We start from the raw sequence: 14,058 nt of genomic DNA, 5'->3' as shown, positions 1-14,058 counted from the left end.
TGGTTAAGAGGAATCATTGGATCGGTAGTTTTTTCCAGCATGGACTCAATTCTTGATTCAAGTTGTCGTACAATTTGCAAGCTGGTTCATCAAAAATATTCAGGCAAACTTTTGCAGGTATATTTCCTGTCCTGACTGACAGGAGTGCTGCCAGTTCCTTGGGCTTGTTAATTACTGAAGATGTATGCCGACCTCGGCTTCTTTGGTTTTGGTTAGATGAGGCGGATATGGCGTGATATTTTTGTATAAAAAATAATGAAAAACCAATGTAAGCTGGGTAACAGAGATAGCGGGACTAGGCTTATAATTTCACTACCTCACTTTAAGGCTTAAGAGGCGATCTAAGGATGCTATGTTTAAGAAATGCTCAAATTGTCAATAATATAGATTTGTTAGATCGTGCCTTTCATTATGGAGATGGCTGTTTTACCACAGCCCGCATCCGGCACAATCGCATTGAGTTAGCTGAACGTCATCTGGGGCGATTAAGAATGAGCCAGCAAAAACTAAGCTTAGATGTTGATCTGGGGCTGATTACAAAAAGCCTAGCGGTCTTGCTTGAATCAGAAACTGCACTGAATGGCACATTAAAAATCGTACTTAGTCGTGGTATTGGTCAGCGAGGTTATAGCCTGCCAGACCATTCTGCGGACCTGTGGATGTTTTATTATCCGCAAACCGTATCAGAGTTTAGTTATGAGCAGATTCAGAGCGGCGTGCTACAGCAGGCTATAGGCCTGAGTATGCCAAATCTGGTCGGACTAAAAACCCTGAACCGGCTGGAACAGGTCTTACTCAAGCAGGAAGCAGATTTACGCGCTTGGCCTGAAGCCTTGGTGACCAATGTACAGGGGGCAATTGTTGAAGGGGTGAGCAGTAATTGCTTCATTCGTATAAAGAATCAATGGGTCACGCCGAAACTTCGTTATAATGGCGTCTTCGGTGTTATGCGTGCAGAAATTATGCAACGGATGCAAGAGCAGCAAATCGTCTGTCAGCAACGTGATGTGGAAATAGATGAAATTCCACATATTGATAGTCTGTTTTTTTGTAATGCACTTAGCCCGATGAAAATTGCCACTCAATTTGAGCAACGCGCTTTAAATGTAGATGCTTGTATTGAGCTTTTTAACCGTCTTCGATTGAATCAGATGTCTTATTAATATGTCAGCTTCCAAGTCCAGCAGTAAAAAGACAAATAAAACCAACTCGACAGGTTTTCTAAAGGGGATCGCCTTAGTGCTGATCGGAATCATTCTGGTTCTCGGCCTGATCCTGAAAAGCAGCCTATGGAAAGCCTATCCGGTCGATGGGCAAAAACAGCTATTGGCGATTAGTTCAGGTGAGACCTATTCGGGTTTTATTGACCGTTTGGCAAAAGAGGGACAGGTCAGCTTTCCGCTTGCTTTAAAGCTTTATCAGCGCATTATGATTCATGACACCATGAAGGCGGGGGTTTATGAAATTCGTCAAGGCATGAGTATTCGTGAAGTGATGGAGATGATTTCCAATGCTGAAAATGCCCAGATGAACCGTATTCTGGTGATTGAAGGCACCACCTTTAAACAGTTAATTGATGCTTTAAAGCAAGATGAGCTGGTCACCAAGGAAGTGGTGCACCTGCCTACTGAACAGCTGCTCAAGGAACTTGATATTCCCTTTTCGCATCCCGAAGGGCTATTTGCGCCAAATACCTATTTCTTTGCCAAAGGGGAAACTGACCGCAAGATTTTGACCAATCTCTATCAGCAACAGATCAAAACACTGGATCAAGCCTGGGAGCAACGCGCATCAGGTCTACCGTATCAGAATAAATATGAAGCGCTGATTATGGCATCGATTATTGAAAAAGAAACCAGTGTTGATAGTGAGCTGCAACAGGTTTCTGGTGTGTTTGTACGCCGTTTGAACATGGGCATGCGTCTGCAAACCGACCCGACAGTTATTTATGGTATGGGCGATGCCTATACTGGCAATATTACCCGCAAAGATCTGCGTACCCCAACGCCTTATAATACTTATACCATGGCAGGTTTACCGCCAACGCCGATTGCATTGCCCAGTAAGAAAGCTATTGAGGCTGCCATGCATCCGGATAACTCACAAAATATTTATTTTGTTGCTACAGGCAATGGCGGACACAAATTCAGTAGCAATCTGCAAGAGCATAACCAAGCTGTGCAGGAATACCTTACCGTTTTACGCTCGAAAAATAAGGAATGAGTATGTTTATTAGCTTTGAAGGCACAGAAGGGGTAGGCAAAACGACGCTCATTCATCGAATTTATGCTGATCTGATGGCACAAGGCAAAGAAGTCATTCTGACCCGTGAGCCGGGGGGTACGCCCATGGCAGAGCAAATCCGGGCTTTATTGCTCAGTGTTAATCATGATGAGGCCATGTGTCATGATACCGAATTGTTGCTGATGTATGCAGCCCGTGCCCAGCATTTGGCGCAGGTCATTCTGCCTGCCTTGTCCGCCGGTAAAACCGTTCTGTGTGATCGTTTTACTGATGCCAGTTTTGCCTATCAGTGTGCGGGACGTGGCGTGAGTGAAGATAAGCTGAATTTGCTGAATAAAAGCTTTGTGGCACACATGCCAGATCTGACGTTCTGGCTGGATGCTCCGATTGAACTGGGAATGACGCGTGCCCGCGAGCGCGGAGCACTGGACCGCTTTGAACAAGAAAAAATGACTTTCTTTGAAAAAGTCAGAACAGGTTATGCGACCTTATGGCAGCGTTATCCGGACCGGATCAAACGTCTCGATGCTACTTTGCTGCCTGATCAGGTATTTGATCAGGCCTTTCAGTATCTGAAATAAGTAATTTTCAATTATACTTTTGATCTGGTTTTTCCCTCGATTTTTACCAGCAAAATCTTCTATAGTGTAGGAAATCAGGAAGATTAAATATGATGAAAAGTACACGAGAAGAAATTATTCAGTTTCTGGAGCAGGAGTTTCCTCAGAGTCTGGAAAAATGTGAGATTGAAGCCGTTGTTCCTTGCGGTGCCACGATGCTGTATCGGGTTGGCGAGCAGGAATTGCGTCCAGGGGGAACCGTTTCTGGACCCACAATGATGACGCTGGCGGATTTTGCCTTATATGTCGCAATCTTGGGAGAGATCGGTCTGGTCGGTTTAGCGGTCACTACCAATATGAATATTAATTTTTTACGTAAACCTTCGGGTGGCGTGAACTTGCGGGCAGAGTGTAAGTTAATGAAAGTCGGCCGGGTACTGATCGTGGGCGAGGTCTGGATCTATTCAGTTGATCAGGAACAGCCGGTCGCGCATGTAACCGGAACCTATTCTGTGCCGCCCCAGCCGGCTTCTGCAGTGCAAGCATAAGCAGCTATAAAAAAACCGGAACTTGTTTCCGGTTTTTTTTATACAAGCTTAAATCCTCTTTAGGCTTCTGCGGTATTGACCAGCACCTGCTCTACTTTAAAGCTCGGTGGAATCAGCACCGTCTTGCGTAGTTCTGGTAAAAGCTGCGGATAATCCAGAGTAAAGTGCAAGCCCCGCGATTCTTTACGCTCAATGGCACAACGTACAATCATTTCTGAAACCAGAACCAGATTACGCAGTTCAATCAGGTTTTTACTGACCTGATAGTCCTGATAATATTCTGCGATTTCTTTTTTAAGCATCTCAATGCGGTGTAGCGCACGTTGCAGACGTTTGGTCGTACGGACAATACCGACATAGTTCCACATGGTTTGACGTAATTCATCCCAGTTCTGCAAAATGACCACATCTTCATCCGGGTTGGTGACCTGTGAATCATCCCAAGCGGGCACCGAAGGGGACTGATAAGATCCCTCAAAATGCGTTTCAATATGTCGGGCAGCACTGATGCCATATACAAAGCATTCTAAAAGTGAGTTACTGGCCATTCGGTTAGCACCGTGTAAGCCGGTATAAGAGGTTTCTCCAATTGCATACAGGCCCTGAATATCGGTTTGGCTGTTTTCATCGACCACAACGCCCCCGCAGGTATAGTGCGCAGCTGGAACAACCGGAATCATATCCTGGGTAATATCAATGCCAAGTTCGAGCAGGCGTGTATACAGTGTCGGAAAATGAGTTTTGACAAAATCTGCATCTTTATGAGTAATGTCGAGCCAGACATGACGAATCCCGAGACGCTTAATTTCATAGTCAATCGCACGCGCCACAATATCTCGGGGCGCCAGTTCAGCCCGCTCGTCAAAGCGCAGCATAAAGCGCTCACCGTCCGGTAAACGTAAATAGGCGCCTTCACCACGCATGGCTTCAGTAATTAATAAGGAGCGTGCCTGGGGATGATATAAACAGGTGGGGTGGAACTGGTTAAATTCCATATTGGCCACACGGCAGCCTGCCCGGTAAGCCATGGCAATCCCATCACCGGTTGCGATATCCGGGTTTGAGGTATAAAGATAAGCCTTCATCGCACCGCCACAGGCGAGGGCGGTAAAAGGTGCTAAAAAGGTATGTACTTTTTCCGTTTTTTCATCCAGTGCATATAAGCCGAGCGCACGGTTGGCCTGATCTGCAAGACCAAGTTTCTGTGAGCAGATCAGATCAATAGCAATATAATTTTCAAAAATCGTAATATTGTCTTTTTCCTGGGCGCGCTGTACCAATGTGGTGGAAATTGCGCGTCCAGTGGCATCCGCTGCATGAATGATACGGCGTTGGGAGTGGCCGCCTTCACGGGTCAAATGCAGCTGCTCCTGTTCATCCAGTGTAAATTGCACCCCATGCTTGAGCAGGAAATCGACAGAAGGCTTGCCGCCTTCGACGGTATGTTTAACCGCGTCCATTTCACACAAATGGACTCCTGCAATCATGGTGTCATCAATATGCTGTTGAATTGAATCAGTTTCATCCAGTACGGCAGCCACGCCGCCCTGGGCATAGAAGGTACTGGCATCCGTAAGACTGGATTTTGCCAGTACTGCAATATTAAAATGTTCTGGCAACGATAGTGCTAAACTTAAGCCGGCGCCGCCACTGCCTACAATAATCACGTCAAAATGATGGGTGAGATGTAAATTAGACATGTCCATCAGCTAATTTAAAAGAAGTCTGGTAATGACAGCGCTTTTTTGCATAAAAGGCAAGCTTTTAAATACAGATTTATTGATCAAAAAACTAATAAAAGCCTTAACTTAATGCAGTAAAAAAACCAAGATAGCAGTATTCTGATATGTGAACATATTGTTACTTAAAACCAATGTTGTTTATGATAAAACCTATTTACATAAATTTATCAACAATTTGAGTGAATAATTTATATGAAAATTCTGGACTTAAAAAAAGGATTATTTGCAGCTACTGTCACTCTGAGTGCTGCCCAGCTACAGGCTGCTAACCCTGTAGACTTTTCAAATCTGGTCGAGCAGGTCAGCCCGGCTGTGGTGAGTGTCAATGTTGTCAAGAAAATGAGCGAAGAAGAGCTCTTGCAGCAACAAGTGCCTGAAATTTTACGGCGCTTTTTTGGCAATCAGGTGATTATTCCACAGCCCCGGATGCCACAGGAAAAAACCGGCTATGGAAGTGCCTTCTTTATCAGTAAGGATGGCTATTTGCTGACCAATCATCACGTAGTTGAAGATGCGTCCAAAGTGACCATTACTTTAAATGACCGCCGTGAAATTGATGCCACGGTTGTCGGAAGTGATGAGCGGACAGATGTTGCCCTACTTAAAGTACAGGGTGCTAATTTTCCCCAATTAAGCACGGGCGATGTAGACCGCTTACGGGTAGGTGAGCCAGTGCTTGCCATTGGTTCTCCTTTTGGTTTTGACTATTCGGCTTCTGCCGGGATTGTCAGCGCCAAAATGCGAAACATGATGGGAGAAACGGCAGTTCCGTTTATTCAGACCGATGTAGCCTTAAACCCGGGGAACTCGGGGGGGCCGTTATTTAACCAGCGCGGTGAAGTGGTGGGGGTCAACTCACGGATCTTTAGTGGTACAGGCGGTTATATGGGACTGTCTTTTTCAATCCCGATCGATGTGGCCATGGAGGTTGCAGAGCAGTTAAAACGAAACGGAAAAGTGACCCGTTCTTATCTGGGAGTCAGTTTGCAGGACATTGACCGTACTCTGGCGGAATCTTATAAGCTGTCTAAACCGGAAGGTTCGCTGGTGACCCAGGTTGAGCCAAACTCTCCGGCAGCTCAGGCCGGACTACGCCCTGGAGACGTGATTCTAAAATATAATGGAACCTCTATTTCAAGAACCAGCGAGTTGCTGAATTACCTGAACCGTACTGCCCCAAAACAACGCGTTCAACTGGAAGTGTTGCGTGATGATAAACGCCGTCAAATTGCGGCAACTTTAGTCACCGCTCCAGACAATACACCAGCCAAAACGGCTACCCCGGCTCGGCCTTCCAAAGGCCCGATCTTGGGGGTGACCATCCGGAATCTGACCCCGGCGGAACTGACTGGGCTGGAAATTAAAGGAGGGGTGGTGATTCAGGATATACGCCCGGGCGGAATTGCAGCTCAAGCCCGGATCATGCCGAATGATGTCATTACCCAGGTCAATAATGCACCGATACAGGATACCAATGGCTTTATTGAAGCTGTTTCAGAGTTGAAAAAAGGCACAGTTGCACGGGTGACCTTAATCCGTCAGGGACAGCGTGCAATAGTGGGAATGCGTATTTCCTGAAGTTAAGAAGTTCTATTTAAAAACCGTCTTTAAGTGAAGACGGTTTTTTATATTTTGCAATTTACCCCAGTGAAAATTTCTGTAGACTGAGGCAAGCCAGAACAGTTGAATGAAAGGACAAATGAAAAGTGTCAGGTATTTTTGATCAGGTCTTAGAGGTGAAAAACGAGCATATTGACGCTTTGGGGCATGTTAATAATGTGGTTTATGTGCAATGGATGCAGGATGTAGCCTCAGCACATATCGAGCATTTGGGGCTGGGACTCAAAGAGTACCTACAACTTAAACATGCCATGGTCGCTGTGCAACATCAGGTGCAATACCGGAAGGCTGCCTTTGAGGGTGACAAGATTATTTTACGGACCTGGCTGAATGATCTAAATGCCTTGTATCTATTCAGACAATATGCATTTTACCGTCCTCAGGATCAGACTCTGCTATTTACAGGAAGTACCCAATGGGCCTGTATAGAAATCGAGACAGGACATCCCAAACGTATGTCACCAAGCTTTACCCAGGCTTATCAGCCTATTTCCGCTGAGCTAAATCCGCTTGATTTTTCTCAATCTTATTGCATAGAAACTGCCTGATTCGCTTTTAAACCAGATAGGTTTTGTTATTCTGCCGAGCGGACTGAATCATAAAGATCCGAGATATTTTAAGTGGCTTGCTACGACTTGAAAGCAGGGTTTTCATCAAGAAAAATGATCTGGGTTACTGGCTCATTCAAGCACAAGTGATCTGAACAGCAAAAACATATGCTTGAGTTGCCACAGTAAACAATCAGCAAGGCAGAGTGGCGACTTAAAAGCAGGAAAAGATAATCCTTTTTCTGTATCATCATTCTGCTATAATCCTCGGCAATTTCTATTCGGTTTTTGTTGTGCAGTATCTTTTTTAATTGCATGACACGTTTTTTCTCAAGGTAGCCCATGGCGCAAGCTAAAAAATCTGTTGATATTAAAAATATTCGTAATTTCTCGATTATTGCGCATATCGACCACGGTAAATCGACTCTTGCAGATCGTTTTATTCAAACTTGTGGTGGTTTGCAGGATCGTGAGATGCAGGCCCAAGTTCTTGATTCAATGGAGCTAGAGCGCGAACGTGGGATTACCATTAAAGCCACCTCCGTGACGCTATACTATACGCATCCAAATGGTCAGGAATATCAGCTGAACTTTATTGACACTCCGGGACACGTGGACTTTTCTTATGAAGTTTCACGCTCTCTGGCAGCATGTGAAGGGGCACTTCTGGTGGTGGATGCCGCACAGGGAGTAGAAGCCCAGTCTGTAGCCAACTGCTATACTGCGATTGAGCAAGGTCTGGAAGTACTGCCAGTCCTTAACAAGATTGACTTGCCGCAGGCTGAACCTGAACGTGTGATTCAGGAAATTGAAGATATTATTGGCATTGAGGCGACAGAAGCTCCAACCTGTTCAGCGAAAACGGGTCTGGGCATTGAAGGCGTTCTGGAAACTCTGGTCAATGTGATTCCACCTCCAACAGGTGATCGCGAGGCACCCCTTCAGGCGCTGATTGTTGACTCATGGTTTGATAACTATCTGGGCGTTGTCTCTCTGGTTCGGATCAAGCAGGGTCGTGTGCGTAAAGGCGACAAGATGTTGATGAAATCAACAGGGCAAACGCACATCATTACGTCGGTAGGTATCTTTAATCCAAAACATACTGAAACCGACATTTTGGAAGCGGGTGAAGTTGGCTTCGTCATTGCAGGGATTAAAGACATTTTTGGTGCACCAGTCGGGGATACGATTACCTTGGCGACCACACCAGAAGTTGAAATATTACCCGGATTTAAAAAGGTGAAACCACAGGTCTATGCGGGGCTTTTCCCGATTGATGCCAGTGACTTTGAACCATTCCGTGAAGCTTTGCAGAAACTACAGATCAATGACTCGGCACTGTTTTTTGAACCGGAAAGTTCAGATGCACTGGGTTTTGGTTTCCGCTGTGGTTTCTTGGGCATGCTGCACATGGAGATCGTACAGGAACGTTTAGAGCGTGAATACGATCTGGACCTGATTTCATCTGCACCGACGGTCATTTATGAAGCGGTGATGAAGAACGGTGAAATCCTCTATATCGACAGCCCTTCAAAAATGCCGGATGGTACAACCGTTGAAGACCTGCGTGAGCCGATTGCTGAGTGTCATATTCTGGTGCCTCAAGAGTATCTAGGGAACGTAATGACTTTGTGTGTGGAGCGCCGTGGCGTACAAAAAGACATGAAGTTCATGAGTAATCAGGTTTCCATTACCTTTGAAATCCCGATGGCTGAAGTGGTCATGGATTTCTTTGATAAATTGAAGTCGTGTTCACGCGGCTTTGCTTCGCTGGACTATAACTTTGTGCGTTTTGAAAGCTCATCACTGGTGAAAGTGGATGTCCTGATCAATGGTGAAAAAGTTGATGCGCTGGCCATGATTTGTCACCGTCAGGATGCCCGTCATCGTGGTATTGCCCTGGTTGAAAAAATGAAAGACCTGATTCCGCGTCAGATGTTCGATGTGGCAATTCAGGCGGCCATTGGCGCACAAATTATTGCTCGTTCAACCGTAAAAGCGATGCGTAAAAACGTATTGGCAAAATGTTATGGTGGTGACGTCTCGCGTAAGAAGAAACTGCTTTCGAAACAAAAAGAAGGTAAGAAACGTATGAAACAGGTGGGTAGTGTTGAAATCCCGCAAGAAGCGTTCTTAGCTGTATTGAAAGTCGAACGCTAAATAATAAGGATAAAGCCCATGGATTTTGATTTTAATTTGATTCTTGTTCCTGCGACCTTAATCTTTGTCGCAATCTGGTTGCTGGATAAGTTTGTACTGAAGCAGCGGCAGACCCGGGGCAAGGGCAATGAAAATTTTATCATCACATGGGCTTATGACTTCTGGCCAGTGCTGACAGTGGTCCTGATCTTACGTTCGTTTTTGTATGAGCCTTTCAATATTCCATCAGATTCAATGGTACCGACCCTGGAAACGGGTGACTTTATTTTGGTCAATAAATTTGACTATGGGGTAAAACTGCCGATTGTAAACACCAAAATTATTGATACCGGCCATCCGGAACGCGGTGATGTGGCGGTATTCCGCTATCCGCCACAGCCAACGATTAGCTATATCAAGCGTATCATTGGTTTACCCGGCGATCATATTGTTTATGATCATGGTCAGCTCATTATTAATGGTCAAAAAGTTGAAAAGGTTCCGGTAGAATTTAGCCGTGAAAAAGACCGTATGGATACGCCAAATTCGATGTATCATAAAGAAACCATTGGCGAGCATACGTTCACCATGCGTGAACTTGAAAACGTGAATGTTGCACGTCAGGCACCATTTATTAACTATGTGGACAATGGCAAGTATTCCACTGAAAATGGCTTATATTGGGAAATCAAAGTACCAGAAGGGCACTATTTCGCGATGGGGGACAACCGCGATCAGAGTGCTGATAGCCGTTTTTGGGGATTTGTTCCGGAAGAGAACTTAACAGGTCGAGCATTCTATATCTGGATGCATAAAGAGCCTGGCTTTAAAATGCCATCGTTTAATCGAAACGGAATGATTGATTAATTGTTTCAGTCAGGAAAATAAAAAATGAAACATCAACAGGGTGCTTCTTATATTGGAGTTTTGGTTGCAATTGTAGGCTTTGCATTTCTTGCAAAAGTGGCAATTGCAGTGTGGGGGCCGTATTTCGATGATCGTATGGTTGATAACCAGGTTGAGGAGCTGCTTAAGACTGCTCCCGCCAACATGGCACCATCACAATTCAGTCAACAGATGGATCAGCGCTTACAGATGAATAATATTCGTGATCTGAAGTTTGATGACATTGCCCGAGTCACCAATACGGATGGCTTGCAGGTATACAAGAATTATGAAATTCGCAAAAATTTTGTAATGAATATCGATTTAGTGATGAAGTTTGAGAAAGAGTTTGATCAAAGCACAGTCAAAACTAAATGATGAACGTCTGACCAGACGAATTGGTTATCAGTTTAAACAGGCTGATTTACTTAAGCTGGCCCTGACTCATCGTTCAGTCAGTCATAAACATAACTATGAGCGCCTAGAATTTCTAGGCGATTCACTTTTAGGAATGATCATTGCGAACTATCTGTTCACAGCTTATCCGCACGAAAATGAAGGACGCCTCACGCGTATGCGTGCGACCTTGGTGCGTCAGGAAGCGCTGGGTAGAATCGCCAATGATTTAAAACTTAGCCAGAATTTAATTCTCAGTACGGGTGAATTGAAATCTGGCGGTCATCATCGCGAGTCTATACTTGCAGATACGGTCGAGGCGATTATTGGTGCCATCTATGTTGATTGTGGCGATCTGAATATCCTGGAAGCGGTTGTGCTAAAATGGTATGAACCATATTTGGACAATATTGAGCCCACCGACCAGTTAAAAGACCCGAAATCACGCTTGCAGGAATATTTACAAGCTCGTAAGAAGCCTCTCCCGGTTTACGAGGTGGTGGATATTCAGGGTGATGCCCCAAATCAACATTTCAAGGTGGAATGTCAGGTTCAGGGAATGTCAGTAATGACCGGGGAAGGTTCAAGCCGCCGATTTGCCGAACAGGCTGTAGCGGCAGATATTTTAAAACTTTTGGAGCATAAGTCTTAATGACTACTCATTCCGATCACATCGATGCTGATCACGAGTCGCAAAGCGACAGCAATGACTTGATTAGTCAATTCTTTAGTGCAGAAGGTACTGAGATTCCTTCGGATTATCGTAGCGGTTTTGTTGCGATTGTTGGCCGGCCAAACGTGGGTAAATCTACCCTGATGAACCATTTGCTCGGACAGAAACTTTCCATTACTTCACGTAAGCCACAAACCACACGTCATAAAATTGTGGGAATTGATTCACGTGAAAAATCTCAGGCGGTCTTTGTGGATACGCCAGGGATGCACAAGAAAGAAGTGCGTGCCATCAATAAAATGATGAACCGTGCTGCACATTCGGCCCTACGTGATGTGAACCTGGTGCTGTTTGTGGTCGATGCACAGAAATGGACCCAGAACGATGAACTTGTGCTAGAAAAATTAAAGAATGCCGAGATGCCGGTAATTCTGGTCATCAACAAGCTGGATACGTTTGAAAACAAGAATCAGGCCTTACCGCTGATTCAGGAACGTGCCAAGTTGATGAGCTTTGCGGAAATCGTACCAGTATCTGCACTGCGTGGCGCCAATCTGGAGCATTTACGTGACACGATTGCCAAATACCTACCGTTCCAGCCACCGCTTTATTCGCTAGATCAACTGACAGACCGTTCAGAACGTTTCCTGGCTTCTGAAATTATCCGTGAAAAAATCATGCGCCAGCTCGGTGAAGAACTGCCGTATGACCTGACGGTTCAGATTGAATCTTTTAAAATCGAAGAGCCGGTACTGAATGAAAAAACAGGACGTATGAAGCCTGCCTGTACCTATATCGATGCCACAATTTTTGTTGACCGTCCGGGACAAAAAGCCATCGTAATTGGTGAAAAAGGATCTAAACTGAAAAAAATTGGTATGGATGCACGGGTGGATATGGAAAAAATGTTCGAGCAAAAAATCATGCTGACGCTTTGGGTGAAAGTCAAAGGCGGCTGGTCTGACGATGAGCGTGCATTGAAGAGCCTTGGTTATAGCGATATTTAATCACTGAAATTTTACAGGTAGAGTGCATGATGAAAGTTTTAGCCCTCATGGTATGTGTCTTGTTCTTGCAGGGCTGTATTCACAAAGTCGTGACTGTACCTGTAAAAGTGGCCTATAAAACCACGAAAGGGGTGGTCAAAGGTACTGCGGCCGTCGTTGGTGCCGTAATCCCGGATGGGGACGACGAAGATGAACAACGATCTAAAAAAGATCGTGATTAAGCCAGCAGTCTATGCGTAATGAAGTGCTGCATGGCTATTTGATTCATCATCGTAAATACCGCGAACGTAGCCATATTGTGTACCTGTTTACGCAGGAATATGGCCGCATGGATGGCATACTTCGACAGACTCCACCCCCTCAATATCAGCCGATCAGTTTGCAGGCTTCGGGAAAATCCGAACTGAAAAACTTTACCAAGCTTGAAATTGTTAATCAGCCTATTTTCTTTTTTGGTGATGCCTTCTTTTCCGGTTTTTATCTGAATGAAATTCTGCTGCGGCTGTGTCCCCTGGAAGTGGAAATGCCACAGACTTATGCCAAATATGGCGAAACGCTAGTGGCTTTGCAGCAGCTTTCTGTCCAGACTGATCCGCATAGTTATTTAAAGCAAATCCTGCGCCAGTTCGAGCATGTGCTGCTTGAAGAGTTGGGCTACGCTTTGGACTTTTCAGTCGATGCCAATCAGGTGCCCATCAATCCCTTGCAGTATTATTATTTTCAGTTAAATGATGGCTTTATGCCTACCGCCAAGCCATCTCGCTCGAATTTGTCGGGCCAGCAGATTTTAACCATGCTGCATTATGAAAGTGGTAGGGATCTTAGCCCAGAACAGTTACAATTGCTGACGAAGCTTTATCGACAGGTGATTACTGCCTTGCTTGGCGATCGCCCCTTAAAAAGTCGACAATTGTGGATTCAAAACTCTCAATCTCAATCGTAGTTAGGAAGATAGTATGGCTGCATTACTTGGTGTCAATATTGACCATGTCGCAACATTAAGACAAGCACGTGGTACGACCTACCCAGACCCAGTCAATGCTGCATTGATCTGCGAGCAGGCAGGTGCAGAGGGCATTACTTTGCATTTGCGTGAAGACCGCCGCCATATTCAGGATGATGATGTACGTCGTATGCGTCCCGCACTCAAAACCCGGATGAACCTGGAAATAGCGGTGACGGATGAAATGGTGGCTTTTGCCAAGGAAATTCAGCCACAGCATGTTTGTTTTGTGCCGGAAAAACGCCAGGAAGTCACTACCGAAGGTGGGCTGGATGTGGTTGGTCATTTTGAAGATGTGAAAAAGGCGACTCAGGAATTAACAGCGATTGGTTGTGATGTTTCACTATTTATTGATGCCGATCTGGCACAGATCGATGCAGCAGTGGCATGTGGTGCGCCAACGATTGAGATTCATACCGGTGCCTATGCCGATGCAGAAACACCAGCAGCCCAGCAGGCTGAGCTTGAGCGTATTATTCAAGGCGCTGAATACGCAGTTTCTAAAGGTCTGGTGGTCAATGCTGGCCATGGCTTGAATTTGGATAATGTCACTCCGATTGCTGCCATTCCACAGATTCATGAACTGAATATCGGTCACTCCCTGATTGCAGATGCTGTCTTTGTTGGTTTGGCGCAGGCAGTGCAAGAAATGAAAGCCGTAATTAAAGCTGCCCGCTAAGATTAAAAGATCGT

15 protein-coding genes are annotated in these 14,058 nt (G+C 45.2%); 14 read left to right on the top strand and 1 reads right to left on the bottom strand.

What is annotated here, in order from left to right:
* The first annotated feature begins 347 nt into the window (after nucleotides 1-347).
* The 4 genes from pabC to E2K74_RS04330 all read left to right on the top strand — a co-directional run bounded on the left by pabC (nucleotide 348) and on the right by E2K74_RS04330 (nucleotide 3,352).
* Complete coding sequence (gene pabC / locus E2K74_RS04345; protein WP_151206456.1) at nucleotides 348-1,163, top strand: aminodeoxychorismate lyase; 816 nt, start codon at nucleotides 348-350, stop codon at nucleotides 1,161-1,163.
* Nucleotide 1,164: 1 nt separating this feature from the next.
* Complete coding sequence (gene mltG, locus E2K74_RS04340; RefSeq protein WP_151206455.1) at nucleotides 1,165-2,223, top strand: endolytic transglycosylase MltG; 1,059 nt, start codon at nucleotides 1,165-1,167, stop codon at nucleotides 2,221-2,223.
* A 2-nt stretch (nucleotides 2,224-2,225) separates the two neighbouring features.
* Complete coding sequence (gene tmk / locus E2K74_RS04335; RefSeq protein WP_151206454.1) at nucleotides 2,226-2,825, top strand: dTMP kinase; 600 nt, start codon at nucleotides 2,226-2,228, stop codon at nucleotides 2,823-2,825.
* A 92-nt stretch (nucleotides 2,826-2,917) separates the two neighbouring features.
* A complete protein-coding gene (locus E2K74_RS04330; protein WP_162850564.1) occupies nucleotides 2,918-3,352 on the top strand; it encodes a PaaI family thioesterase in 435 nt (144 codons plus the stop codon).
* 59 nt (nucleotides 3,353-3,411) lie between these two features.
* On the opposite strand, the gene nadB is transcribed toward E2K74_RS04330, so the two are convergent.
* Nucleotides 3,412-5,058 (bottom strand): L-aspartate oxidase, encoded by a 1,647-nt coding sequence (gene nadB, locus E2K74_RS04325; RefSeq protein ID WP_161982773.1) that lies wholly within the window; start codon nucleotides 5,056-5,058, stop codon nucleotides 3,412-3,414.
* A 228-nt stretch (nucleotides 5,059-5,286) separates the two neighbouring features.
* Here nadB and E2K74_RS04320 point away from each other — a divergent pair, with 228 nt between their 5' ends.
* The 10 genes from E2K74_RS04320 to pdxJ all read left to right on the top strand — a co-directional run bounded on the left by E2K74_RS04320 (nucleotide 5,287) and on the right by pdxJ (nucleotide 14,044).
* Entirely contained in the window at nucleotides 5,287-6,672 is a 1,386-nt protein-coding gene (locus E2K74_RS04320) for a Do family serine endopeptidase (RefSeq protein WP_151203017.1), read from the top strand.
* Between the two features lie 128 nt (nucleotides 6,673-6,800).
* A complete protein-coding gene (locus tag E2K74_RS04315) occupies nucleotides 6,801-7,262 on the top strand; it encodes an acyl-CoA thioesterase (protein WP_151206451.1) in 462 nt (153 codons plus the stop codon).
* Between the two features lie 342 nt (nucleotides 7,263-7,604).
* The gene (gene lepA, locus E2K74_RS04310) at nucleotides 7,605-9,422 is read left to right on the top strand and encodes a translation elongation factor 4 (RefSeq protein ID WP_151203015.1); all 1,818 of its coding nucleotides are present in this window, start codon (nucleotides 7,605-7,607) and stop codon (nucleotides 9,420-9,422) included.
* A gap of 18 nt (nucleotides 9,423-9,440) precedes the next feature.
* The gene (gene lepB / locus E2K74_RS04305; RefSeq protein ID WP_151206450.1) at nucleotides 9,441-10,268 is read left to right on the top strand and encodes a signal peptidase I; all 828 of its coding nucleotides are present in this window, start codon (nucleotides 9,441-9,443) and stop codon (nucleotides 10,266-10,268) included.
* Nucleotides 10,269-10,292: 24 nt separating this feature from the next.
* A complete protein-coding gene (locus E2K74_RS04300; protein WP_151206449.1) occupies nucleotides 10,293-10,664 on the top strand; it encodes a DUF4845 domain-containing protein in 372 nt (123 codons plus the stop codon).
* On the top strand, nucleotides 10,636-11,334 hold the full coding sequence (rnc, locus tag E2K74_RS04295; protein WP_151206448.1) for a ribonuclease III: 699 nt from the start codon (nucleotides 10,636-10,638) through the stop codon (nucleotides 11,332-11,334). The genes E2K74_RS04300 and rnc overlap by 29 nt, the downstream gene beginning before the upstream one ends.
* A complete protein-coding gene (gene era, locus E2K74_RS04290; protein WP_151206447.1) occupies nucleotides 11,334-12,362 on the top strand; it encodes a GTPase Era in 1,029 nt (342 codons plus the stop codon). The genes rnc and era overlap by 1 nt, the downstream gene beginning before the upstream one ends.
* Before the next feature lie 26 nt (nucleotides 12,363-12,388).
* Nucleotides 12,389-12,583, top strand: coding sequence for an NF038104 family lipoprotein (locus tag E2K74_RS04285; protein ID WP_151206446.1), 195 nt, complete (start codon nucleotides 12,389-12,391; stop codon nucleotides 12,581-12,583).
* A gap of 11 nt (nucleotides 12,584-12,594) precedes the next feature.
* Nucleotides 12,595-13,305, top strand: a complete 711-nt coding sequence (gene recO / locus E2K74_RS04280; RefSeq protein WP_151206445.1) for a DNA repair protein RecO — start codon at nucleotides 12,595-12,597, stop codon at nucleotides 13,303-13,305.
* A gap of 13 nt (nucleotides 13,306-13,318) precedes the next feature.
* Nucleotides 13,319-14,044: a pyridoxine 5'-phosphate synthase gene (pdxJ, locus tag E2K74_RS04275; protein ID WP_151203008.1), complete on the top strand. Its 726-nt coding sequence runs from the start codon at nucleotides 13,319-13,321 to the stop codon at nucleotides 14,042-14,044.
* The last annotated feature ends 14 nt before the right edge of the window (nucleotides 14,045-14,058 follow it).

The organism is Acinetobacter sp. RF15B, from assembly GCF_007558235.1.
Classification (GTDB): domain Bacteria; phylum Pseudomonadota; class Gammaproteobacteria; order Pseudomonadales; family Moraxellaceae; genus Acinetobacter; species Acinetobacter lwoffii_C.
The sequence above is the reverse complement of the archived record's forward strand: the minus strand, read 5'-3'. Positions and strand labels throughout refer to the sequence as shown.